A 22,804-nucleotide genomic window follows, 5' to 3' on the forward strand; every position below is an offset into this window, starting at 1 on the left:
TCCACGTGGAAGATCTCCTGGTGGATCCGGTCCCGGGCCACGCCCAGTGCGCGCAGTGCCTGCTCCGCGCCCCGCACCAGCCCGTACGGCCCGCACAGGAACCAGCCCGCCACCTCGCCCACCGGCAGCAGCGCGGGCAGCAGCCCGGTGAGCCGCTCCCGGTCGAGGCGGCCGGACGGCAGGCCCGCCTGCTGCTCCTCCCGGGAGAGCACGGTCACCAGCTGGAGCCGCTCCGGGTAGCGGTCCTTCAGGTCGGCGACCTCCTCCAGGAACATCGTCGACGCGGCCGTGCGGTCGCCGCGTATCAGACAGAACCGGGCCGCCGGCTCGCGCGCCAGCAGCGTGGCGACGATGGAAAGCACCGGGGTGATGCCGCTGCCGCCGACGACCGCCGCGTACAGGCCCGGCGCCGGTTCCAGCGTGAAACGGCCCGCCGGGGTCATCACCTCCAGCTCGTCCCCGACGTTGATCTCCTTCAGCGCGTACGCCGAGAAGGCCCCGCCCTCGACCAGCCGCACCCCCACCCGCAGGCTGTCCGGGCCCTCGCCGTCCGGATCGGGGGCGGGGGAGCAGATCGAGTAGGTGCGCCGGATCTCCGTGCCGTCGACCCGGCGGCGCAGCGCGAGATGCTGGCCGGGCGCGTGCCGGTACTCCTCGCGCAGGTCGGGCGGGACGGAGAAGGTGAGGGCGACGGAGTCGTCGGTGATCCGGTCGACCGCGGCCACCGGGAGCGGGTGGAAACGGGCCATCACAACTCCTTGAAGTGGTCGAACGGTTCACGGCAGGCCAGGCAGCGGCGCAGCGCCTTGCACGCGGAGGAGGAGAACCGGCTCAGCAGTTCGGTGTCGGCCGACCCGCAGTGCGGGCAGCGGACCGGTTCGGTCGCGGTGTCCGTGGCGCGTAGGTCCAGGGCGACCGGCGTGGCGTGCAGGGCCTGCGTGGCGTGCGTGGCTTGCGTGGCGTGCGTGGCTTGCGTGGCGTGCGGGGCTTGTGTGCGGGTCGGGCCGAGGGTCAGCGGCACCGGGCCGTCCCCATGGCGCACCCGCGGCGGGGCGATGCCGAACTCCCTGAGTTTCTCGCGCCCTTCGGAGGTGATGTCGTCGGTGGACCAGGCGGGGCTGAGCACCGTGCGGACGGTGACCTCGCGCATGCCGTGGGCGCGCAGCACCCGCTCGATGTCGAGGCTCATCGCCTCGATGGCCGGGCAGCCGGTGTAGGTGGGGGTCAGGTCGACCTCCACCGCGTCGCCGGTGTGGACACGTACCGCGCGGAGCACGCCCAGTTCGCGCAGTGTGAGCACGGGCAGTTCGGGGTCGGGCACCGCGCCGGCCAGCTCCAGCAGCCGCTCCTCCAGGGAGGTGGCGGTCACCATGACGCCCCCGGGTGGCTGCGGTGCAGGTGCTGCATCTCGGCAAGCATCCGGCCGAACGGCTCGGTGTGCAGACCCTGCCGGCCGGCGCCCGCCGACCAGGCTCCGGTGCGCGGGCCCTGCGGGACCGGGAGGCCGGCCCGGCCGAGCACGTCGGTGACGGACTCCAGCCAGCGCTCCTCCAGGCGGGCCCAGTCGGCGGTCAGGCCCTCCACCGGCTGGAACATCTCGCCGGTGAACCGCCACAGCGCGTCGCAGGCCCGCCGCATCCGCTCGTGGCTGGTCTCGGTGCCGTCACCGAGCCGCAGCGTCCACTGCTCGGCGTGGTCGCGGTGGTAGGCGACCTCCTTCACCGCCTTCGCGGCCAGTGGCGCGAACGGGCCGTCGCCCGGGGCGAGTTCGGCGTAGAGCAGCTGCTGGTAGGTGGAGAAGTACAGCTGGCGGGCGATGGTGTGCGCGAAGTCGCCGTTCGGCTGCTCGACCAACTGGAGGTTGAGGAAGGCGCGTTCCTCGCGCAGATAGGCCAGTTCGTCCTCGTCGCCGGCCAGGGACAGCAGCACCCGGGCCTGCCCGAGCAGGTCCAGGGCGATGTTGGCGAGGGCGACCTCCTCCTCCAGGACGGGGGCGTGCCCGGCCCACTCCCCCAGGCGGTGGGAGAGCACCAGGGCGTCGTCGCCGAGAGCGAGCGCGGCGGTCACCGGGACGGGGGCGGAGCCGGTGGCGGGGCGGGCCGCGGGGCCGGTGGCGGTCACAGGTGCTTCACCCCTTCCGGGATCTCGTAGAAGGTCGGGTGCCGGTAGGGCTTGTCGGCGGCCGGCTCGAAGAACGGGTCCTTCTCGTCCGGCGAGGACGCGGTGATCGCGGCGGCGGGGACGACCCAGATGGAGACGCCCTCGCCGCGCCGGGTGTACAGGTCGCGGGCGTTGCGCAGGGCCAGCTCGGCGTCGGGCGCGTGCAGGCTGCCGGCGTGGGTGTGGGAGAGGCCGCGCCGGGAGCGCACGAAGACCTCCCACAGGGGCCAGTCGGTGGTGCTCATGCTCGCGTCGCTCCTGTCTCACCGGTGCCGCCGGTGTGCTTGGCCGCGTAGGCCGCGGCCGCTTCCCGTACCCACGCGCCCTCGTCGTGGGCGCGCCTGCGCTGGGTGATCCGCTGGTCGTTGCAGGGGCCGTTGCCCTTGAGGACCTCCCAGAACTCCGTCCAGTCGATCGGACCGAAGTCGTAGTGCCCCCGCTCCTCGTTCCACCGCAGCTCCGGGTCGGGGAGGGTGAGGCCCAGGGACTCGGCCTGCGGGACGCAGATGTCCACGAAGCGCTGGCGCAACTCGTCGTTGGAGTGGCGCTTGATCTTCCACTCCATCGACTGCGCGGAGTGCTGGGACTCGTCGTCGGGCGGGCCGAACATCATCAGTGACGGCCACCACCAGCGGTCCACGGCGTCCTGGGCCATGGCGTGCTGCTCGGGGGTGCCCTTGCCGAGGGCCAGCAGCAGTTCGTAGCCCTGGCGCTGGTGGAAGGACTCCTCCTTGCAGATCCGCACCATCGCGCGGGCGTAGGGGCCGTAGGAGCAGCGGCACAGGGGGACCTGGTTGGTGATCGCGGCGCCGTCCACCAGCCAGCCGATCGCGCCGACGTCGGCCCAGGTCAGGGTGGGGTAGTTGAAGATCGAGGAGTACTTCTGGCGGCCACTGTGCAGTTTGTCGAGCAGTTCGTCGCGGCTGGTGCCGAGGGTCTCGGCCGCGCTGTACAGGTACAGGCCGTGGCCGGCCTCGTCCTGGACCTTGGCCATCAGGATCGCCTTGCGGCGCAGGGAGGGCGCGCGGGTGATCCAGTTGGCCTCCGGCTGCATGCCGATGATCTCGGAGTGCGCGTGCTGGGCGATCTGCCGGACCAGGGTCGCGCGATAGGCGTCGGGCATCCAGTCGCGTGGTTCGATGCGTTCGTCGGCGGCCACGGCCGCGTCGAAGGCGCGCTGGTAGGCCGCCGTGCCGACGGTGTCCGGTGTGCCGTCCGCCTCGGTGCGGGCCGTGCGCTGCGCGGCTGCTGTGGCCATGCGATCCCCCTGACCTCGGGCTCTGCGGTGAACCTCGTCCGCTCCGTACGTCCCCGGACAAGGTCCCGACCGATCGTTCGGTCCGTGCGTAGTCCATGGTGTGCCGGGCCGCGGTGGGTGTCAACCGCTGTGGAAAACTGCGCCCACAGCCTGTGGACAAGGGCGGACAAGGCACGGCAGGTCGGACGCGCGACCGACGTCAGGAGCGGTGGCGCGTGGCGAGGACCACCACGGTGGCCCGTACCCGGGGCTGCGCCCGGTGCCCGGGGCTGAGTACCGTTCCGTGCGAGCGCCGAGAAGTGGCCCTCGTGAACCATGCGACGCCTGTGACGGGCGTCGCGGCCCCGCGCCGCCCCGCCCAGCCGACCGCCGGGCCGGACGACCGGGCCGCACGAAGCGCACGAGCCGAACGACTGACCAGCCATATGAGCCGAAGCGGGGGACGGGACGGAATGGACGCGTACGACGAGGACTCGCGGGGCCCGCAGGGCCCGGACGGGCCGGCCGGGGCGCGTCTCCCGGAAGAACCCGCGCAGCCGCCGGCCCCGCCGCCCGCCGAGGCGCCCCGGCCCCGCACCGGCGTCGCCGCGCTCTCCCCCGGCTACCAGGTCGGTGCGGCGCTGGCGCTCGCCGTCGTCGCCGTGGCCGCCTGTGTGCACCTGCTGATGGTCTTCCTCAGCCTCGCGCCCGCGAACACCGTGACGAAGCAGCACGGCAAGGCGATAGAGGAGTGGGTGTACCCGGAGTTCGAGCAGAACTGGAAGCTGTTCGCCCCGAACCCGTTGCAGCAGAACATCGCCGTACAGGTCCGCGCCCAGGTGCGGATGCGGGACGGCAGCCTGCGCACCACCGGCTGGACCGACCTGTCCGCCCAGGACGGCGCCGCCATCGACGGCAACCTGGCGCCCAGCCACACCCAGCAGAACGAGCTGCGCCGGGCCTGGGACTTCTTCACCGCCACGCACGCCGCCGACAACCGCCCCGTCGGCCTGCGCGGCTCCCTGTCCGAGCAGTACCTGCGCCGGATCGTGGTGATGCGCCTGTACCGGGACGATCCGACGAGCCGGGAAGGCGTGATACAGCGCGTGCAGGTCCGTTCCAGCACCACCAATGTGCAGCCGCCGCCGTGGAGCCGTGAGCGGATCTCCGACAAGCCCGTCTACCGCCTGTTGTCCTGGTGGTCCGTGACCGCCGACGAGGCCGCCGGAGGTGTGCGGTGAACCGTCTCTCGCTGACGCTGTCGCGCGGTATCGCCCGGGTCACCGAGGCGGCCCTCGGGCCCTACCAGAGCGCTGTGATCCGGATCGGCTTCGCCGGGACCTGGCTGCTGTTCCTGCTGCGCGAGTTCCCGCACCGCCAGGAGCTGTACGGCCCCGCCGGACCGTGGGGCTGGAACCTCGCCAGACAGTTGACCGCCGACAACCACGCCTTCACGGCGCTGCTGTGGTCGGACGGACAGCTCTGGTTCGAGTGCTGCTACGCGCTGGCCATCCTCGCCAGCGCGGCCCTGGTGCTCGGCTGGCGCACCCGGACCGCGTCCGTGCTGTTCATGGTGGGCGTGCTGTCGTTGCAGAACCGCAGTGTGTTCATCGGTGACGGCGGCGACAACGTCCTGCACCTGATGGCCATCTACCTGGTGTTCACGCGCTGCGGACAGGTGTGGTCCCTCGACGCGCGGCGGGCGGCCCACGGCGCGGCGGCACGCGCGCGGGGCGAGCGGGAGCCCGCCGACCGGGTGGGACCGGTGCTGTGGGCGGTGCTCGGCCTGGCGCTGGGCACGGCGACGGTGACCGGCCGGTTCGACAACGGCTGGCTGATCCAGGCGCTGCTGTGGACGGTCTGGGCGGTGCTCGGCCTGTGGTGGGCCGTCGGACGCCGGGAGGCCTGGCGGCAGCCGCGGACGCTGCTGGACGTCATCGCCAACATCCTGCACAACGGCGCCCTGGTCGTGATCATGGCGGAGGCCTGTCTGATCTACGCCACGGCCGGCTGGTACAAGGTGCAGGGCTCGCGCTGGCAGGACGGCACGGCCGTCTACTACCCGCTCCACCTGGACTACTTCTCGCCCTGGCCCGGCCTCGCCGACCTGATGTCGTCCAGCGGCACGATCCTGATGATCGTGGCCTACGGGACCGTCATGGTGCAGGTCGCCTTCCCGTTCACCCTGTTCAACCGGCGGGTCAAGAACGTCCTGCTGGTGCTGATGATGACCGAGCACGCGGTGATCGCCGTCGTCCTCGGACTGCCGTTCTTCTCGCTGGCGATGATCACCGCCGACGCGGTCTTCCTGCCGACGTCCTTCCTGCGCCGGCTGGGCGACCTGGCGGCACGCGCGCGGGGGCGGTTCGCCCGGCGCGGCGGCCGTACGGTCCCCGCGCCGCGCTCCCCGGAGGAGAGCACGGCGGACCACGTAGGGTTCACCTCATGAGCGATCCGCTGAGCCGCTGGCGCGAGCACGCGGACACCGCCGTGCTGCTCGACGGCTTCCACGTCCTGAAGCACGCGCTGCGCTTCGGGGCCGAGGTACCGGTCGCGGTCACCACCGACCGGCGGGCCGCCCTGGGCCTCGCCGAGGAACTGGCCGGGGACGTGCGCGACACCCTGGACGCCCTCCTCGTGGAGGTGCCCGGCCAGGCGTACGCCTCCATCGTCCCGCGCCCCCATCCGACCGGTGTGGCCGCCCTCGCGCTGCGGCCGTCCCGTGAGGCCGGCCTGCGCGCGCTCGCCCGCACGCCCCGCACCGCGCCCGTCGTGGTCCTGGACAACCCCCGCAACCTGGGCAACGCCGGGGCCGTGATCCGGCTGGCCGCCGGTTTCGGGGCGACCGGTGTGGTCACCACGGGCACGCTCGACCCCTGGCACCCCACGGTGGTGCGCGGCGGCGCGGGCCTGCACTTCGCGACCGCCGTCGAGCGCCTGGGCGTCGACGAGCTGCCCGCCGGGCCGCTGTTCGCCCTCGACCCGGAGGGTGAGGACATCCGCGGCACCAAGCTGCCCGACGACGCCCTGCTGGCCTTCGGCTCGGAACGCTCCGGCCTGTCGCCGGAACTGCGCGCCCGGGCCGACCACCTGCTGCGCCTCCCGATGCGCCCCCAGGTCTCCAGCTACAACCTGGCCACCAGCGTGGCGATGACGCTGTACCACTGGAGCGCGACCGGCGCCGCGCCCACGGCCTAGGCCTCCCGGCGCACCTCCACCACCCGGAAGCGGTTGGCGACGAACGCGCCGTCGGTGAGGGCCGCGTTGGCCGCCGGGTTGCCGCCCGAGCCGTGGAAGTCGGAGAACGCGGCCGTCTGGTTGACGTAGACCCCGCCGGTCAGGTTGAGGGAGAGCTGGGCCGCCTCCTCCATGCAGACTTCCTCGACGGCACGCTCGGTCTCCGCGTCCGTGGTGTACGCGCCGACCGTCATCGCGCCCTTCTCGCGGACCGTGCGGCGCAGCAGCTCCACCGCGTCCGTCACCGAGTCGACGGCGACGGCGAAGGAGACCGGGCCGAAGCACTCGCTCATGTACGCGGCCTCGTCGTCCGGCTTGGCGCCGTCCAGCTTGACGACGACCGGGGTGCGGACCACCGCGCCCGGGAACTCCGGGTTGGTGACCTCGCGGGAGGCGAGGGCGACCTCGCCGAGGCCGGCCGCGGCCTCCAGGCGGGCCTTGACGTCCGGGTTGACGATCGCGCCCAGCAGCGCGTTCGCCCGCGCGTCGTCGCCGAGCAGCCCGTCGACCGCGCGGGCGAGGTCGGCGGTGACCTCGTCGAACGTCTTGGGGCCCTGGTCGGTGGCGATGCCGTCGCGGGGGATGAGCAGGTTCTGCGGGGTGGTGCACATCTGGCCGCTGTACAGGGACAGCGAGAACGCCAGGTTGGACAGCATGCCCTTGTAGTCGTCCGTGGAGTGCACGAGCACCGTGTTGACGCCGGCCTTCTCCGTGTAGACCTGCGCCTGGCGGGCGTTGGCCTCCAGCCAGTCGCCGAAGGACGTCGACCCGGTGTAGTCGATGATCTTGATTTCCGGGCGGGTGGCGAGGGTCTTCGCGATGCCCTCGCCGGGGCGTTCGGCGGCCAGCGCCACCAGGTTCGGGTCGAAGCCCGCCCCGGCCAGGACCTCCCGGGCGACCTGGACGGTCAGCGCGAGCGGCAGCACCGCGCGCGGGTGCGGCTTGACCAGGACGGCGTTGCCGGTGGCGAGGGAGGCGAACAGGCCCGGGTAGCCGTTCCAGGTCGGGAAGGTGTTGCAGCCGATGACCAGGCCGATGCCGCGCGGGACCGCGGTGAACCGCTTGGTGAGGGTCAGCGGGTCGCGCTTGCCCTGCGGCTTGGTCCACTCCGCCGACTCCGGGGTGCGGACCTGCTCCGCGTACGCGTACGCCACCGCCTCCAGGCCGCGGTCCTGGGCGTGCGGGCCGCCCGCCTGGAACGCCATCATGAAGGCCTGCCCGCTGGTGTGCATGACGGCGTGCGCGAACTCGTGCGTCCGGTCGCTGATCCGCTTGAGGATCTCCAGACAGACCACCGCCCGGACCTCCGGGCCCGCGTCCCGCCAGGCCCGCTGCCCGGCCCGCATGGCCGGGAGCAGCACGTCGACGTCCGCGTGCGGGTACGTGACGCCCAGCTCGATGCCGTACGGCGAGACCTCGCCACCCACCCAGTCGTCCGTGCCGGGCTGGTCGAGGTCGAGGCGGGTGCCCAGCACGGCGTCGAAGGCGGCCTTGCCCGCCGCGGCGTCCAGGCTTCCGCTCTCGCCGTAAGCCTTGGGGTGCTCGGGGTGCGGGGACCAGTACGCGCGGGTGCGGATGGCCTCCAGGGCCTGGTCGAGCGTGGGCCGGTGATTTTCGATCAGCTCGGGCGCGGTCAGTTCGGCGGCCATGCGGGACCAACTCCTCGTCTGGAGAACTCGTCGTCGAGTTCGGACCTGGCAGAAAGAGCAGCGGGATGGGACGGTCAGAGCTAGAGTAACCGAACGATCGGTCGGTACAAGGGGGTCCGCCGCATCTGTGGAAAACCCCGTGCGGGAGGATCGCGCACATGACAGGACTCGACCTCAGCAGCCCCGTGGCCGTCGTCGGCACCGGCACCATGGGCCAGGGAATCGCCCAGGTCGCGCTGGTCGCCGGGCACCCCGTGCGGCTCTACGACGCCGCACCCGGGCGGGCCCGGGACGCGGCCGGAGCGATCGGCGCCCGGCTCGACCGGCTCGTGGCCAAGGACCGGCTCACGGCAGCCGCCCGCGACGCCGCCCGCGCCCGCCTGGAGCCCGTGGACAACCTCGCGGACCTGGCCGACTGCGGGCTGGTCGTGGAAGCCGTCCTGGAGCGGCTGGACGTCAAGCAGCGGCTCTTCGGCGAACTGGAGGAGATCGTCGCCGAGGACTGCCTGCTCGCCAGCAACACCTCCTCGCTCTCGGTGACGGCCGTCGGCGGCGCCCTGCGCAACCCCGGCCGCTTCGTCGGCCTGCACTTCTTCAACCCGGCGCCGCTGCTGCCGCTGGTCGAGGTGGTCTCCGGGTTCGCCACCGACGTCACGTCGGCCACGCGCGCGTACGAGATCGCCCGCGCCTGGGGCAAGACGCCGGTGGCCTGCGCGGACACCCCCGGCTTCATCGTCAACCGCATCGCCCGGCCCTTCTACGCCGAGGCGTTCGCGGTCCACGAGGCCCAGGCCGCCGACCCCGCCACCATCGACGCGGTGCTGCGGGAGTGCGGCGGCTTCAAGATGGGCGCGTTCGAGCTGACCGACCTGATCGGCCAGGACGTCAACGAGTCCGTCACCCACTCGGTGTGGCAGTCCTTCTTCCAGGACGCGCGCTTCACCCCCTCGCTCGCCCAGCGCCGGCTGGTGGAGTCCGGACGGCTCGGCCGCAAGAGCGGACGCGGCTGGTACGACTACGCCGACGGCGCCGAGCGGCCCGAGCCGCACACCGCCGACAAGGAGCAGCCGCCCGCCTACGTCATCGCCGAGGGCGGTCTCGGGCCGGCCGCCGAACTGCTGACCCTGATCCGCGAGGCGGGCATCCGGGTCCGCGAGGAGGACGAGGACCACGGCACCCGCCTGGTGCTCCCCAGCGGCGGCCAGCTCGTCCTCGCCGACGGCCAGACCTCGGCGGAGTTCCGGGACGTCGTCTACTTCGACCTCGCCCTGGACTACCGCACGGCCACCCGCGTCGCCCTGTCCGCCGCCCAGGACACCTCGCCGCGGACCCTCGCCGAGGCCACCGGCCTGTTCCAGGCGCTCGGCAAGGACGTCAGCGTCATCGGCGACGTCCCCGGCATGATCGTCGCCCGCACGGTCGCCCGGATCATCGACCTCGCCCACGACGCCGTCGCCAAGGGCGTGGCCACCGAGGAGGACATCGACACCGCGATGCGCCTCGGCGTGAACTACCCGCTCGGGCCCTTCGAGTGGGACCGCAGGCTCGGCCGCGACTTCGCCTTCGACGTCCTGGACGAGATGCACGAGCGCGACCCCTCCGGACGCTACGCGCCCTCCCTCGCGCTGTACCGCCACGCGTATGCCACCGACAAGCGGGAGGGCACCTCATGACCACGGCCAAGCGCGACACCTACACCCCGGAGACGCTGCTCTCCGTCGCCGTCCGCGTCTTCAACGAACGCGGCTACGACGGCACCTCCATGGAGCACCTGTCCAAGGCGGCCGGCATCTCCAAGTCGTCGATATACCACCACGTCAGCGGCAAGGAGGAGCTGCTGCGCCGGGCCGTCAGCCGCGCCCTGGACGGCCTGTTCGCCATCCTGGAGGAGGAGCACGCGCGCGCGGGGCGTCCGGCCGGACGGCTGGAGCACGTCGTGCGCCGCATGGTCGAGGTGCTCATAGCCGAGCTGCCCTATGTGACGCTGCTGCTGCGCGTGCGCGGCAACACCGAGACCGAGCGCTGGGCGCTGGAACGGCGCCGCGACTTCGACCACCGGGTCGCCGAGCTGCTGAAGGCGGCGGCGGCCGACGGGGACGTACGCGGCGACGTGGAGGTCCGCCTGGCCACCCGGCTGGTCTTCGGGATGATCAACTCGATCGTGGAGTGGTACCGGCCGGACACGCGGGGCGCGAGCGGCCAGGAGGTGGCCGACGCCGTCGTCCGGCTGGTCTTCTCGGGGCTGCGCCAGGACTGACCTCAGCCCTCCGGCTCCAGGTCCTCCTCCTCGAACACCAGCAGAGTGCGGGTGCTGAGCACCTCGGGGATCGCCTGGAGCCGGGTCAGCACCAGCTCGCGCAGCGCCCGGTTGTCGGGTGTGTGCACCAGCAGCAGCACATCGAAGTCGCCGCCCACCAGGGCGATGTGGGAGGCGCCGGGCAACTGCCTGAGCTGCTCGCGGACCGTGCGCCAGCTGTTCTGGACGATCTTCAGCGTGATGTACGCCGACGTGCCGTGACCCGCCCGTTCGTGGTCCACGCGCGCGCTGAAGCCCCGGATCACCCCGTCCTCGACGAGCCGGTTGATGCGCGCGTAGGCGTTGGCGCGCGAGACGTGGACGCGCTCGGCGACGGACCGTATCGAGGCCCGGCCGTCCGCCTGGAGGATCTTCAGGATGTCCTGGTCGATGGCGTCCAGCGGGCGCGGGGGCGGCAGCGCCGCGCCGTCCTGCGGCCCGGCGGCCATTTGTTCAGCTCCCATGTCCCCCCGCTTCCTCGCCATGGACGTCCTGCTGTCATTCCAGGTTGTGGAGAACCGTTTGTCCACAGCCTGGAGGCACCTGTAGCCAAAATGTGCCGACGACCGAACAATCGGTTGGTGAGGCGGGTCACAGGCGACGTGCCTCCCGTAGCCACCCCCACGAGGAGGTGCCGTCATGACGGTTCTGGAGCAGCGGGGCGCGTACCGGCCATCGCCGCCGCCCGCCTGGCAGCCCCGTATGGACGCCGCGCCGCTGCTGCCCGACGCCGAGCCCTACCGCGTCCTCGGCACCGAGGCGGCCGGCAAGGCCGACCCCGGCCTGCTGCGCCGGCTGTACGCCGAGCTGGTGCGTGGCCGCCGGTACAACACGCAGGCCACCGCCCTCACCAAGCAGGGCCGGCTCGCCGTCTATCCGTCCAGCACCGGCCAGGAGGCCTGCGAGATCGCCGCCGCCCTGGCACTGGAGGAGCGCGACTGGCTCTTCCCCAGCTACCGCGACACGCTCGCCGTCGTCGCCCGGGGCGTGGACCCCGCCGAGGCGCTCACCCTGCTGCGCGGCGACTGGCACCACGGCTACGACCCCTACGCCCACCGGGTGGCCCCGCTGAGCACCCCGCTCGCCACCCAGCTCCCGCACGCCGTCGGCCTCGCCCACGCCGCCCGCCTCAAGGGTGACGACGTGGTCGCGCTGGCCATGGTCGGCGACGGCGGCACCAGCGAGGGCGACTTCCACGAGGCGCTGAACTTCGCCGCCGTCTGGCAGGCACCGGTCGTCTTCCTGGTGCAGAACAACGGCTTCGCCATCTCCGTACCGCTCGCCAAGCAGACCGCCGCGCCCTCCCTGGCCCACAAGGCCGTCGGGTACGGCATGCCGGGCCGGCTGGTCGACGGCAACGACGCCGCGGCCGTGCACGAGGTCCTCGGCGACGCCGTACGGCACGCGCGCGCGGGCGGCGGCCCGACCCTGGTGGAAGCGGTGACGTACCGCGTCGACGCCCACACCAACGCCGACGACGCCACCCGCTACCGGGGCGAGGCCGAGGTCGCGGCCTGGCGCGCCCACGACCCCATCGAGCTGCTGGAGCGCGAACTGACCACGCGCGGGCTGCTGGACGACGCCGGCATCGAGGCGGCCCGCCAGGACGCCGAGACGATGGCCGCCTCCCTGCGGGAACGCATGAACCGGGACCCCGAGCTCGACCCCATGGACCTCTTCGACCACGTCTACGCGGAGACCACCTCCCAACTGCGCGAACAGCGCGCCCTGCTGCGTGCCGAGCTGGAGGCCGAGCAGGAGCAGCACGGCGAGCCCGGCCCACCGGAAGGCGGGGCCCGATGACCACCGTCGCCGTCAAGCCCGCCACCATGGCGCAGGCCCTCACGCGCGCGATGCGCGACGCGATGGCCGCCGACCCGACCGTGCACGTCATGGGCGAGGACGTCGGCACCCTCGGCGGGGTCTTCCGCGTCACCGACGGGCTCGCCAAGGAGTTCGGCGAGGACCGCTGCACCGACACCCCCCTCGCCGAGGCCGGCATCCTCGGCACCGCCGTCGGCATGGCCATGTACGGCCTCAGGCCGGTGGTGGAGATGCAGTTCGACGCCTTCGCCTACCCGGCGTTCGAGCAGCTCGTCAGCCATGTCTCCCGGATGCGCAACCGCACGCGCGGCAGGATGCCCCTGCCGATCACCGTCCGCATCCCCTACGGCGGCGGCATCGGCGGCGTCGAGCACCACAGCGACTCCTCCGAGGCCTACTACATGGCGACGCCCGGGCTCCACGTCGTCACCCCCGCCACCGTCGCCGACGCCTACGGGCTGCTGCGCCGGGCCATCGCCTCCGACGACCCGGTCGTCTTCCTGGAGCCCAAGCGGCTGTACTGGTCGAAGGACAGCTGGAACCCCGAGCAGCCGACGGACGTCGAGCCCATCGGCCGGGCCGTGGTCCGCCGGACCGGCCGCAGCGCCACGCTCATCACCTACGGCCCCTCGCTGCCGGTCTGCATGGAGGCCGCCGAGGCCGCCCAGGCCGAAGGATGGGACCTGGAGGTCGTCGACCTGCGCTCCCTGGTGCCGTTCGACGACGAGACGGTCTGCGCGTCCGTCCGGCGCACCGGCCGCGCCGTCGTCGTCCACGAGTCCACCGGGTTCGGCGGGCCGGGCGGCGAGATCGCGGCCCGCGTCACCGAACGCTGCTTCCACCACCTGGAGGCGCCGGTGCTGCGCGTGGCCGGGTTCGACATCCCCTACCCGCCGCCCATGCTGGAGCGGCACCACCTGCCCGGTGTCGACCGCATCCTGGACGCCGTGGCCCGGCTGCAATGGGAGGCCGAGGGCTGATGGCTCAGGTGCTGGAGTTCAAGCTGCCCGACCTCGGTGAAGGGCTCACCGAGGCGGAGATCGTCCGCTGGCTGGTCCAGGTCGGGGACGTGGTCGCCGTGGACCAGCCGGTGGTCGAGGTCGAGACGGCCAAGGCGATGGTCGAGGTGCCCTGTCCGTACGGCGGTGTGGTCACCGCCCGCTTCGGCGAGGAGGGCGCCGAACTGCCCGTCGGCGCCCCGCTCCTGACGGTGGCCGTGGGCGAACGGGCACCGGAGCCGGAGGGCTCCGGCAACGTCCTGGTGGGGTACGGCACCCAGGCCCCGGCGGCCCGCCGGCGCCGGGTGCGGGCGGGCACGGCCGCGGTCGACGGACAGGGCGTCCGGAGCGCGACCGAGGGCAGCGGACAGGCGGCGCCGACCGGAACCCCGGGCAACGGGCAGGCCGCCCGGCGCGGGACCGCCCGGGCCGGCGCCCACGCCCCCGCACGCGTGGCCGCACCGGCGGCGGCGCAGGCACCCGCCCCCGCTTCCGCCCCCACCGCCGCGCCGGCCAGGCCCACCGCCGCCCCCACCGAGGGCCCGGTCCCCGTGATCTCCCCCCTCGTGCGCAAGCTCGCCCGGGACAACGGCGTCGATCTGCGGCGGCTGGCCGGGTCGGGGCCGGACGGACTCATCCTGCGCGCGGACGTCGAGAACGCGCTGCGGGTCGGGGCGGCACCGGTCCGCACGGCCGAGGAGCCGGTCGTACGGACACCCGCGGCGCCCGTCGCGCAGGGCGGCGGGACCCGGATCCCGCTCAAGGGCGTGCGCGGTGCCGTCGCCGACAAGCTCTCCCGCAGCCGCCGGGAGATCCCGGACGCGACCTGCTGGGTCGACGCCGACGCGACGGAACTCATGCGCGCCCGCGCCGCGATGAACGCGGCCGGAGGCCCGAAGATCTCGCTCCTCGCGCTGCTCGCCCGCATCTGCACGGCCGGCCTCGCCCGGTTCCCCGAGCTGAACTCCTTCGTCGACACCGAGGCCCGCGAGGTCGTCCGGCTCGACCAGGTCCACCTCGGGTTCGCGGCGCAGACGGAACGCGGCCTGGTCGTGCCGGTCGTCCGGGACGCCCACGCGCGCGACGCCGAATCCCTGACCGCCGAGTTCGCCCGGCTCACCGAGGCGGCCCGCACCGGGACGCTGAGGCCCGGGGAACTCACCGGCGGCACCTTCACGCTGAACAACTACGGCGTCTTCGGCGTCGACGGCTCCACCCCGATCATCAACCACCCCGAGGCGGCGATGCTCGGCGTCGGCCGCATCGTCCCCAAACCGTGGGTGCACGAGGGCGAGCTGGCCGTCCGCCAGGTCGTCCAGCTCTCGCTCACCTTCGACCACCGGGTGTGCGACGGCGGTACGGCGGGCGGCTTCCTGCGGTACGTGGCGGACTGTGTGGAACAACCGGCGGTGCTGCTGCGCACCCTGTGAGACCCGGCCGTCCCCGAGACACGGGTTCGGGAGGAGGAACCGGCACGACATACTCGGAGGATGACCGACACCGCCCCCGCCGCACCCGGGACCCCCGCGTCCGGGACCCCCGCGCCGTACGACGCCGTCGTGCTGGCCGGCGGTGCCGCCCGGCGGCTCGGCGGGGCCGACAAGCCAGGGCTCCGGGTCGGTGGCCGCGCGCTGCTCGACCGGGTGCTCGCGGCCTGCGCGGACGCCGGCGTGACCGTCGTCGTGGCCGCGCCCCGGCCCACCGCACGCCCGGTGCGCTGGGCACGCGAGGAGCCACCCGGCGGCGGACCGGTCGCCGCGCTGGAGGCCGGCCTGCGGCTCACCACCGCCGGGTACACCGTCGTCCTCTCCGCGGACCTGCCCTTCCTGGAACAGCCCACGCTGCGCCGTCTGTTGACCGCCCTTCAGGACACCGGGGCCGACGGTGCGCTGCTCGCCGACGCCGACGGCCGTGACCAGCCGCTCGTGGCCGCCTACCGCACCCCCGCCCTGCGCCGCGAGCTGACCGCCCTCGCCGCCACGCACGGCGGCCTCTGCGGACTGCCGCTGCGCCGGCTGACCGGTGCCCTGCGCCTCACCCGCGTCCCGGACCCGCTCGCCTCCTTCGACTGCGACACCTGGGACGACATCGCGACGGCCAGGGCACGCATCAGGGAGCATGGGTCCGTGTTGGATGAATGGATCTCCGCAGTCAAGGACGAGTTGGGCATCGAACTGGACGTCGACACCGGCGTCCTCCTCGATCTGGCCCGGGACGCCGCGCACGGCGTGGCCCGGCCCGCCGCCCCGCTGACCACCTTCCTCGTCGGCTACGCCGCCGCCCAGGGCAAGGGCGGCCCCGAGGCCGTCGCCGAGGCCGCGCGCAAGGCCGCCGCACTGGCGCTGCGCTGGGAGGAAGAGAACGGTGGGGGCAGTGCGGACGCGAGGAGCGGGGGCCCGAGCGCCCCGGACGCCGGATGACCGCCCCCGGCACCCGGGCCGAGGCGTCCGCCGAAGACACCGACGACCTCGACGTCGAGGAGGCTCTGGCGCTCGTGAGGGATGCCCACAGGGAGCCGCGGGACGACAGCACGGACGACGGTGCGGGCCGGGCGTCCGCCCCGGCCGGCCAGTCGCCCGGTGCGCGGCCCGCGGAACGGCACCGGGCCACCCCCTGGCCCCAGGCCCGGGAGGCGGCGGCGCGTGCCGCACGTTCCCGCGCCCGCCGCGCCCCCGTCTCCGTGCCGCTCGGCGACGCCCTCGGGCTGGCCCTGGCCGCGCCCCTGGACGCGCTCACCGACCTGCCCTCCTTCGACACCTCGGCGATGGACGGCTGGGCGGTCGCCGGGCCCGGACCCTGGCAGGTGCGCGAGGAGGGTGTGCTCGCCGGGCACACACAGCCCGGACCCCTCACCGACGGCGAGGCGGTCCGCATCGCCACCGGTGCCCGTGTCCCCGCCGACACCACCGCCGTCCTGCGCACCGAGCACGGCCGGATCGACGCCCAGAGCCGCCTGCACACCACCCGCGAGATGCTGCACGGCCAGGACATCCGCCCGCGCGGCCAGGAGTGCCGCAGCGGCGACCAGCTGCTGCCCGTCGGCACCCTGGTCACCCCCGCCGTCCTGGGCCTCGCCGCGGCGGCCGGCTACGACACGGTCACCGTCGTCCCCCGCCCCCGCGCCGAAGTCCTCGTCCTGGGTGACGAGTTGCTCACCGAGGGCCTGCCGCACGACGGGCTGATCCGGGACGCCCTCGGCCCCATGCTGCCGCCCTGGCTGCGCGCGCTCGGCGCCGACGTCATCGCCGTACGCCGGATCGGCGACGACGCCAAGGCCCTCCAGAAGGCCGTCACCCGCTCCGCCGCCGACCTGATCGTCACCACGGGCGGCACCGCGGCCGGGCCCGTCGACCACGTCCACCCGGTCCTGGAACGCGTCGGCGCCGAACTCCTCGTCGACGGCGTCAAGGTGCGCCCCGGCCATCCCATGCTGCTGGCCCGCACCAAGGACCACCAGCACCTCGTCGGCCTGCCCGGCAACCCCCTGGCGGCCGTCTCCGGCCTGCTCACCCTCGCCGAGCCGCTGCTGCGGACCCTTGCCGCACACCCCGCCCCCGAGCCGTACACGCTGCCGCTCCGGGAGGCGGTGCACGGGCACCCGCACGACACCCGGCTCATCCCCGTGGTGCTGCGCGGTGACCACGCCATGCCGCTGCACTACAACGGTCCGGCCATGCTCCGGGGCGTCGCCGCCGCCGACGCGCTGGCCGTCGTACCGCCGGGCGGGGCCCGACAGGGCGAGGAGGCCGAGCTGCTGGACCTGCCATGGGCGACCGCCGGAATCGGGGTGTGTTTCACGTGAAACTTCCGGGCCATGACGCCATCGCCCGCCAGGCGGGCGAACATCTGGTGACCCATCGGGTGAAACTCCCGAGAACAGTGGTGGAGCGTCCGATCCGCCAGGTCGTCAAGCGGCTCGTCATGGCCCTGGTGGTGCTGGTCGCCACCGCGTTCGTCGTCTACGCCGACCGCGAGGGCTACCGCGACAGCTCCGACGGCCCCGTCGATCTGCTCGACGCGTTCTACTACGCGACCGTCACCCTCTCCACCACCGGATACGGCGACATCACCCCGGTCAGCGACAGCGCCCGGCTCACCAACATCCTCGTCATCACACCCCTGCGCGTGCTGTTCCTGATCATCCTGGTCGGCACCACGCTGGAGGTCCTCACCGAACGCACCCGTGAGGAATGGCGCCTGAACCGCTGGAGGTCCACCTTGCGCGACCACACCGTCGTCATCGGCTTCGGCACGAAGGGCCGGTCGGCCATCCAGACCGTCTGCGCTACCGGGCTGAAGAAGGAGCAGGTGGTCGTGGTCGACCCCAGCTCCAAGGTGATCGACGCGGCCACCGCCCATGGCTACGCGGGCGTCATAGGCGACGCCACCCGCAGTGACGTCCTCAAACGGGCCGAGGTGCACAAGGCCCGGCAGATCATCGTCGCCCCGCAGCGCGACGACACCTCCGTCCTGGTCACGCTGACCGCCCGCCAGCTCAACCGCACCGCCAAGATCGTGGCCGCGGTGCGCGAGGAGGAGAACGCCCCGCTGCTCAAGCAGTCCGGCGCCGACGCCGTCATCACCAGCTCCGGCGCGGCCGGCCGCCTGCTCGGCCTGTCCGTGCTCAGCCCCGCGGCCGGCATGGTCATGGAGGACCTGATCCAGCAGGGCAGCGGGCTGGACCTCGTCGAACGGCCGGTGGTCCGCGGCGAGGTCGGCAAGACGCCGCGCGAGACGGACGACCTGGTGGTGAGCGTCCTCCGCGGACACCGGGTGCTCGGCTACGACGATCCGTCCGTCGGCACGCTCCAGCTGACGGACCGGCTCATCACCATCGTCCGCGCCACCCCCGGAACCCAGGTCACCCCGGACATCCGCCCGCTGCCACCAGGATGACCGGTCGCCGGGGGAGTAGCGTCACCGGCATGCATGCGATCACGATTCCCGAACCTGGTGGTCCCGAGGCACTGGTGTGGGACGAGGTCCCCGATCCGGTGCCCGGCGAGGGCGAGGTGCTGGTCGAGGTGGTGGCCAGCGCCGTCAACCGTGCCGACATCCTGCAACGCCAGGGCTTCTACAACCCCCCGCCCGGCGCCTCCCCCTACCCCGGCCTGGAATGCTCCGGCACGATCGCCGCGCTCGGCCCCGGCGTCTCCGGCTGGGCCGTCGGTGACCCGGTGTGCGCGCTGCTCGCGGGCGGCGGCTACGCCGAGAAGGTCGCCGTACCGGCCGGACAGCTGCTGCCCGCGCCCGAGGGCGTGGAGCTCACGCGCGCCGCGGCACTGCCCGAGGTGGTCTGCACGGTCTGGTCCAACGTGTTCATGGTCGCCCACCTGCGTCCCGGCGAGACGCTGCTGGTGCACGGCGGCTCCAGCGGCATCGGCACCATGGCGATCCAGCTCGCCAAGGCCGTCGGCGCCAAGGTCGCGGTGACCGCCGGGACGAAGGAGAAGCTCGACCGGTGCGCCGAACTGGGCGCGGACGTACTGATCAACTACCGCGAGCAGGACTTCGTCGCCGAGATCAAGCAGGCCACGGACGGCGCGGGCGCCGACGTCATCCTCGACAACATGGGCGCGAAGTACCTGGACCGCAATGTCCAGGCGCTCGCCGTCAACGGACGCCTCGCCATCATCGGCATGCAGGGCGGTGTGAAGGGCGAGCTGAACATCGGCACGCTGCTCAGCAAGCGGGCCGCGATCAGCGCGACCTCGTTGCGCGCCCGCCCGCTGGGGGAGAAGGCCGCCATCGTCGCCGCCGTACGCGAGCACGTGTGGCCGTTGCTCGCCGCCGGGCACGTCGGCCCGGTCGTGGACCGCGAGCTGCCGATGCCGGAGGCGGCCGAGGCGCACCGGCTGGTGGAGGCGAGCGGCCACATCGGCAAGGTGCTGCTGGTCGCGCCGTAGCGGGAGGCGGTGCGGGGCGGTGCTGCGAGGCCCCGGCCGTTCCGGGCCGTCCAGGCAGGGCGCGGGCCGTCCCGGGCGGTCAGCTCTTGCGGAGTCTCAGGCCGAGGAGGGCCAGCCCCAGGCCCAGACCGATGAGGACCAGGCCGCTGCCGAGCGGGAGGATGCGGAGCACCGGCTCCGTGGGGGCCTCTCCCGGTGGGGCCGCCTGCTCGGCGGCGGGCCCCTGCGGGGAACCGGTGGGGTCCGGGCCGGTCTCCAGGGGCGAGGGGGAGATGCCCGGCACCTCCGCGGTCTCCGGCTCCTCCGGCTGGGCGGCAGGGGTGGCGGGAGGGGGGTCGTCGTCGCCCTCGTCCTCGATCTCGGGCCCGTCCGGCCGCCCCGGCCGTATCCGTCCCTCACCGGCCCGGCTGCCCGCCCGGGACGGCTCTACGGAGGCGAGAGGGCGGTAGGGGCGGACCGACGCCGAGGCGGAGTCGGACGGCATCGGGACGGCGGCGGACGTCTCCTCCGAGGACGTCTCGTCGGACGCGTCCTCCGAGGAGGTCTCGTCCGGGGACGTCTCGTCGGACGTCTCCTGCGGGGACGTCTCCTCCGAGGACGCTTCCTCCGGGGACGCCTCCTTGGGGGGACCCTGGTCCGGGCGTCCGCGGTCCGGGGCGGTGTGCTCCGGAGCCGTGTGCTCGACGGGCGCGTGCTCCGGCACGGCCGTCCGAGGACGCGCGTGCCCCGGGGCCGTGCCCTGCCTGGTTCCCTGCCGTGTGCCGGCCTGCTCCCGGTGTCCGGTGGCGGGCGGGCGGGCGGTGTCCGGCTCCGCGGCGAGGACGGGCGTGCCGCCGTACGCGACGGCGGTGCCGGGCGCCGGCAGCGCCGTCGCCGTGAGGACGACCAGCAGCCGGAGACAGCGCAGCGTGAGTCGTGGGCGTGCAGTCACGTCGGTGACCTCCCGGGGCCCAGGTGCCGTGACCGATGGAAAACCGACGGGAACAAGCCTCACATTCCATGGCGACGAAGGCATTCCGGATTGGGCCGTCGGGTCTAAACGGTGGATCAGCCCCACGAGGGGGCACCACGGTGATGAGGTGGTGGCGTGCGAGAGAATGGCGGCATGGAGATGCCGAGGAACGAACGGTCGCCGGGGAACCCCCAGATCCTTGTCGTGGGTCAGGACGGGATGGCGCTCGGCGGTGGCGACGGGCACGAGGACTCCCGTGAGACCCCGGTGACGGAGCAGGTGGAACAGCCGGCCAAGGTCATGCGGATCGGCAGCATGATCAAGCAGCTCTTGGAGGAGGTGCGGGCCGCTCCCCTCGACGAGGCCAGCCGGGTGCGACTCAAGGAGATCCACGCCAGCTCGGTGAAGGAGCTGGAGGACGGCCTGGCCCCCGAGCTGGTCGAGGAACTGGAACGGCTCTCCCTGCCGTTCACCGACGACGTCACCCCGAGCGACGCGGAACTGCGGATCGCGCAGGCACAGTTGGTGGGCTGGCTGGAGGGTCTCTTCCACGGGATCCAGACCACGCTGTTCGCCCAGCAGATGGCCGCCCGGGCCCAGTTGGAGCAGATGCGCCGCGCGCTCCCGCCGGGCGTGACCGGCCACGAGGGCGGCGACGACCAGCACACCGGCGGTCGCTCGGGCGGGCCGTACCTGTAAGAACCGTAAGAACCCCTGACTCGGCCAGACACACCAAGGGCCCGGCGGACGACCGCCGGGCCCGACTCGTGCCCCGGACCGCCGGGGGGCGGCTCACTGCGGCGGATTGCCCGTCGACACCCTCAGCTCGATGGTGCCCACGTCGTCCTGGTCGACGTCGGTGCCCTGTTCGGGGAACTGGTTGAGGACCGTCCCGTCACCCCAGGTGTTGTCGTTCTCATGCTTGATGTCCCACTTCCAGCCCGCGGCCTGGAGGCACTGCTTCACGGAGCCGATGTCCTTGTACCGGAAGTCGGGCAGCTCGATCTTGTCCGGATCGCTGTAGGACTCCTGCGGGTCGGTGCACTTGGTCTTGTCGATCCGCCGGGTGGTGTCCGGACCGCGGTAGCCCGTCTGGTGCGACGCGGACGCGGAGGCGCTCGATCCGCCGCTGCCGCCCCTGGTGCCCTCGCCGGTGTTCCTCAGCGTGAGCGCGACGATCAGGCCGACGGCCACGACGGCCGCCACCGCGACCGATCCGACGACCACCGGTCGCCTGTTCCGGCCGCCATCGGGCCGGCCCGTCTGCTGCGGCGCCATCGTGTACGGCGGCGGGGTCGGGGCGGCGCCCCGCGGGCCGTAGCCCACGGGCGTCGTCTGGTAGCCGCCCTGCTGCGGGTAGCCGTAACCCGGGGCGGGATTCGGGTGGCCGTACGGGTTCGGAACCGGTGCCGGAGCCGGCGGGTACGGCGTCTGCACCTGCCCGTGCGGCGCAGCCGGGGCCGTCCGGTCCACCGGCGGGAACACCGCGGAGCCGACGCCCGAGCCGCTCTGCGCCGGTCCGGCGCCCGGCACGATGCTCGGCGGGGCCGCCTGGAGGGAGGCAGCGATCCGCAGGCACTCGTCGCGCATGGACTCGGCGGTCGGGAAGCGCTCGTTCGGGTTCTTCCTCAGCGCGCGGGCGACCAGCGCGTCCACGGCGGGCGGCAGCGCGCGGTTGACCGAGGAGGGCGCCACCGGCTCCTCCTGCACATGCGCGTACGCGATGGCCAGCGGCGAGTCCGCGTCGAACGGCAGCCGCCCGGTGACCAGCTGGAACAGCATGATGCCGACCGAGTACAGGTCGGAGCGGGCGTCCACGCCGCGGCCGAGGGCCTGCTCGGGCGAGAGGTACTGCGGGGTGCCGACGACCATGCCGGTCTGGGTCATCGAGGTGACGCCGGACTGCATGGCGCGGGCGATGCCGAAGTCCATGACCTTGACCACGCCCCGCCTGGTCACCATCACGTTGCCCGGTTTGATGTCGCGGTGGACCAGCCCCTTCTCGTGGCTTATCTCCAGGGCCGCGAGCACGTCGGCGGTGACCTTCAGGGCCTTGTCCGCGGGCATCGCGCCGTACTGGCGGATGTCCTCCTCCAGGACGGAGCCCAGCGGCCGGCCCTCGACGTACTCCATGACGATGTACGGCGTCGCCATGCCGTTCAACTCGTCCTCGCCCGTGTCGAAGACGGAGACGATGTTGGTGTGCGTGAGCTTGGCCACGGCCTGGGCCTCGCGGCGGAAGCGCTCGCGGAAGGCCTGTTCCCGGCCGAGTTCGGTGTGGAGCGTCTTGATGGCGACCTGGCGGTCCAGCACGGCGTCGTACGCGAGGTGCACGGAGGCCATGCCGCCCTCGCCCAGCAAGTCGCGCAGCTGGTAGCGGCCCCCGGCCAGCGCCTGCCCCGCGTACCGGCCGTGTGCGCCGTCCTGGCTCATCTCTCCGCGTCCCCCACCGGCCGTGCGGCGCCGTCAGCCGGCGGACAGGCCTTGATCGAATGTGTCATTCCCGGCCAAGTCTGCCCGAGGGCCCCGGCACGTCAAGCTCGGT

The 22,804-nt window shown here is 73.2% G+C and carries 22 protein-coding genes; 13 read left to right on the plus strand and 9 right to left on the minus strand.

Annotation, left to right across the window (positions count from 1 at the left end; all coding sequences use genetic code 11):
* The 5 genes from IE273_RS33195 to paaA form a co-directional block, all read right to left on the minus strand.
* Window positions 1-749 (minus strand): FAD-binding oxidoreductase (locus IE273_RS33195; protein WP_189818840.1); only part of this gene is annotated, 749 nt, incomplete at its 3' end.
* A complete protein-coding gene (gene paaD, locus IE273_RS33200; RefSeq protein WP_189818841.1) occupies window positions 749-1,372 on the minus strand; it encodes a 1,2-phenylacetyl-CoA epoxidase subunit PaaD in 624 nt (207 codons plus the stop codon). The genes paaD and IE273_RS33195, both read right to left, overlap by 1 nt.
* Complete coding sequence (gene paaC / locus IE273_RS33205; protein WP_189818842.1) at window positions 1,366-2,121, minus strand: 1,2-phenylacetyl-CoA epoxidase subunit PaaC; 756 nt, start codon at window positions 2,119-2,121, stop codon at window positions 1,366-1,368. Before paaC ends, paaD begins: the two co-directional genes overlap by 7 nt.
* Window positions 2,118-2,405 (minus strand): 1,2-phenylacetyl-CoA epoxidase subunit PaaB, encoded by a 288-nt coding sequence (gene paaB, locus IE273_RS33210; protein WP_014673816.1) that lies wholly within the window; start codon window positions 2,403-2,405, stop codon window positions 2,118-2,120. The genes paaC and paaB overlap by 4 nt, the downstream gene beginning before the upstream one ends.
* On the minus strand, window positions 2,402-3,418 hold the full coding sequence (gene paaA / locus IE273_RS33215) for a 1,2-phenylacetyl-CoA epoxidase subunit PaaA (protein WP_189818843.1): 1,017 nt from the start codon (window positions 3,416-3,418) through the stop codon (window positions 2,402-2,404). The genes paaB and paaA overlap by 4 nt, the downstream gene beginning before the upstream one ends.
* Window positions 3,419-3,870: 452 nt before the next feature.
* Between paaA and IE273_RS33220 the strand changes: the two genes are divergently transcribed.
* The 3 genes from IE273_RS33220 to IE273_RS33230 are packed head-to-tail and all read left to right on the plus strand — an operon-like array spanning window position 3,871 to window position 6,595.
* On the plus strand, window positions 3,871-4,638 hold the full coding sequence (locus tag IE273_RS33220; RefSeq protein ID WP_189818844.1) for a DUF5819 family protein: 768 nt from the start codon (window positions 3,871-3,873) through the stop codon (window positions 4,636-4,638).
* A complete protein-coding gene (locus tag IE273_RS33225; protein ID WP_189818845.1) occupies window positions 4,635-5,846 on the plus strand; it encodes an HTTM domain-containing protein in 1,212 nt (403 codons plus the stop codon). Before IE273_RS33220 ends, IE273_RS33225 begins: the two co-directional genes overlap by 4 nt.
* On the plus strand, window positions 5,843-6,595 hold the full coding sequence (locus IE273_RS33230) for a TrmH family RNA methyltransferase (protein ID WP_189818846.1): 753 nt from the start codon (window positions 5,843-5,845) through the stop codon (window positions 6,593-6,595). Before IE273_RS33225 ends, IE273_RS33230 begins: the two co-directional genes overlap by 4 nt.
* Here IE273_RS33230 and paaN read toward each other — a convergent pair.
* Window positions 6,592-8,283, minus strand: coding sequence for a phenylacetic acid degradation protein PaaN (gene paaN / locus IE273_RS33235; RefSeq protein ID WP_189818847.1), 1,692 nt, complete (start codon window positions 8,281-8,283; stop codon window positions 6,592-6,594). The genes IE273_RS33230 and paaN overlap by 4 nt on opposite strands.
* Window positions 8,284-8,441: 158 nt before the next feature.
* On the opposite strand from paaN, the gene IE273_RS33240 reads away from it, so the two are divergent.
* Window positions 8,442-9,956 (plus strand): 3-hydroxyacyl-CoA dehydrogenase, encoded by a 1,515-nt coding sequence (locus tag IE273_RS33240; protein ID WP_189818848.1) that lies wholly within the window; start codon window positions 8,442-8,444, stop codon window positions 9,954-9,956.
* Window positions 9,953-10,540, plus strand: a complete 588-nt coding sequence (locus tag IE273_RS33245; RefSeq protein WP_189818849.1) for a TetR/AcrR family transcriptional regulator — start codon at window positions 9,953-9,955, stop codon at window positions 10,538-10,540. Before IE273_RS33240 ends, IE273_RS33245 begins: the two co-directional genes overlap by 4 nt.
* A 2-nt stretch (window positions 10,541-10,542) precedes the next feature.
* Here IE273_RS33245 and IE273_RS33250 read toward each other — a convergent pair whose 3' ends face one another.
* Window positions 10,543-11,028 carry an Lrp/AsnC family transcriptional regulator gene (locus IE273_RS33250; protein WP_030640264.1) on the minus strand — a complete coding sequence of 162 codons (486 nt, stop codon included), beginning with the start codon at window positions 11,026-11,028 and terminating at the stop codon, window positions 10,543-10,545.
* A gap of 190 nt (window positions 11,029-11,218) precedes the next feature.
* On the opposite strand from IE273_RS33250, the gene pdhA reads away from it, so the two are divergent.
* From pdhA to IE273_RS33285, 7 genes are read left to right on the plus strand one after another with little or no spacing between them, the layout of a single operon-like run.
* The gene (pdhA, locus tag IE273_RS33255) at window positions 11,219-12,382 is read left to right on the plus strand and encodes a pyruvate dehydrogenase (acetyl-transferring) E1 component subunit alpha (RefSeq protein ID WP_189818850.1); all 1,164 of its coding nucleotides are present in this window, start codon (window positions 11,219-11,221) and stop codon (window positions 12,380-12,382) included.
* Window positions 12,379-13,383 (plus strand): alpha-ketoacid dehydrogenase subunit beta, encoded by a 1,005-nt coding sequence (locus IE273_RS33260; protein ID WP_103813540.1) that lies wholly within the window; start codon window positions 12,379-12,381, stop codon window positions 13,381-13,383. Before pdhA ends, IE273_RS33260 begins: the two co-directional genes overlap by 4 nt.
* Entirely contained in the window at window positions 13,383-14,831 is a 1,449-nt protein-coding gene (locus tag IE273_RS33265; RefSeq protein WP_189818851.1) for a dihydrolipoamide acetyltransferase family protein, read from the plus strand. Before IE273_RS33260 ends, IE273_RS33265 begins: the two co-directional genes overlap by 1 nt.
* A 60-nt stretch (window positions 14,832-14,891) precedes the next feature.
* A complete protein-coding gene (locus tag IE273_RS33270; protein WP_189818852.1) occupies window positions 14,892-15,821 on the plus strand; it encodes an NTP transferase domain-containing protein in 930 nt (309 codons plus the stop codon).
* On the plus strand, window positions 15,818-17,203 hold the full coding sequence (locus IE273_RS33275; RefSeq protein ID WP_189818853.1) for a molybdopterin molybdotransferase MoeA: 1,386 nt from the start codon (window positions 15,818-15,820) through the stop codon (window positions 17,201-17,203). Before IE273_RS33270 ends, IE273_RS33275 begins: the two co-directional genes overlap by 4 nt.
* Window positions 17,200-18,297 (plus strand): potassium channel family protein, encoded by a 1,098-nt coding sequence (locus IE273_RS33280; RefSeq protein ID WP_189818854.1) that lies wholly within the window; start codon window positions 17,200-17,202, stop codon window positions 18,295-18,297. Before IE273_RS33275 ends, IE273_RS33280 begins: the two co-directional genes overlap by 4 nt.
* 29 nt (window positions 18,298-18,326) lie before the next feature.
* Window positions 18,327-19,307: an NAD(P)H-quinone oxidoreductase gene (locus IE273_RS33285; RefSeq protein WP_189818855.1), complete on the plus strand. Its 981-nt coding sequence runs from the start codon at window positions 18,327-18,329 to the stop codon at window positions 19,305-19,307.
* A gap of 79 nt (window positions 19,308-19,386) precedes the next feature.
* Here the strand turns inward: IE273_RS33285 and IE273_RS33290 are convergent, their stop codons facing one another.
* Entirely contained in the window at window positions 19,387-20,238 is an 852-nt protein-coding gene (locus IE273_RS33290) for a hypothetical protein (RefSeq protein WP_189818856.1), read from the minus strand.
* A gap of 174 nt (window positions 20,239-20,412) precedes the next feature.
* Here IE273_RS33290 and IE273_RS33295 point away from each other — a divergent pair, with 174 nt between their 5' ends.
* The gene (locus tag IE273_RS33295; RefSeq protein ID WP_189818857.1) at window positions 20,413-20,958 is read left to right on the plus strand and encodes a bacterial proteasome activator family protein; all 546 of its coding nucleotides are present in this window, start codon (window positions 20,413-20,415) and stop codon (window positions 20,956-20,958) included.
* 93 nt (window positions 20,959-21,051) lie between these two features.
* Here IE273_RS33295 and IE273_RS33300 read toward each other — a convergent pair whose 3' ends face one another.
* Window positions 21,052-22,692: a Stk1 family PASTA domain-containing Ser/Thr kinase gene (locus tag IE273_RS33300; RefSeq protein ID WP_189818858.1), complete on the minus strand. Its 1,641-nt coding sequence runs from the start codon at window positions 22,690-22,692 to the stop codon at window positions 21,052-21,054.
* Between the last annotated feature and the right edge of the window lie 112 nt (window positions 22,693-22,804).

Origin of the sequence: Streptomyces olivaceoviridis, assembly GCF_014650115.1 — a bacterium.
In the GTDB taxonomy this organism is placed as follows: Bacteria; Actinomycetota; Actinomycetes; order Streptomycetales; family Streptomycetaceae; genus Streptomyces; species Streptomyces olivaceoviridis.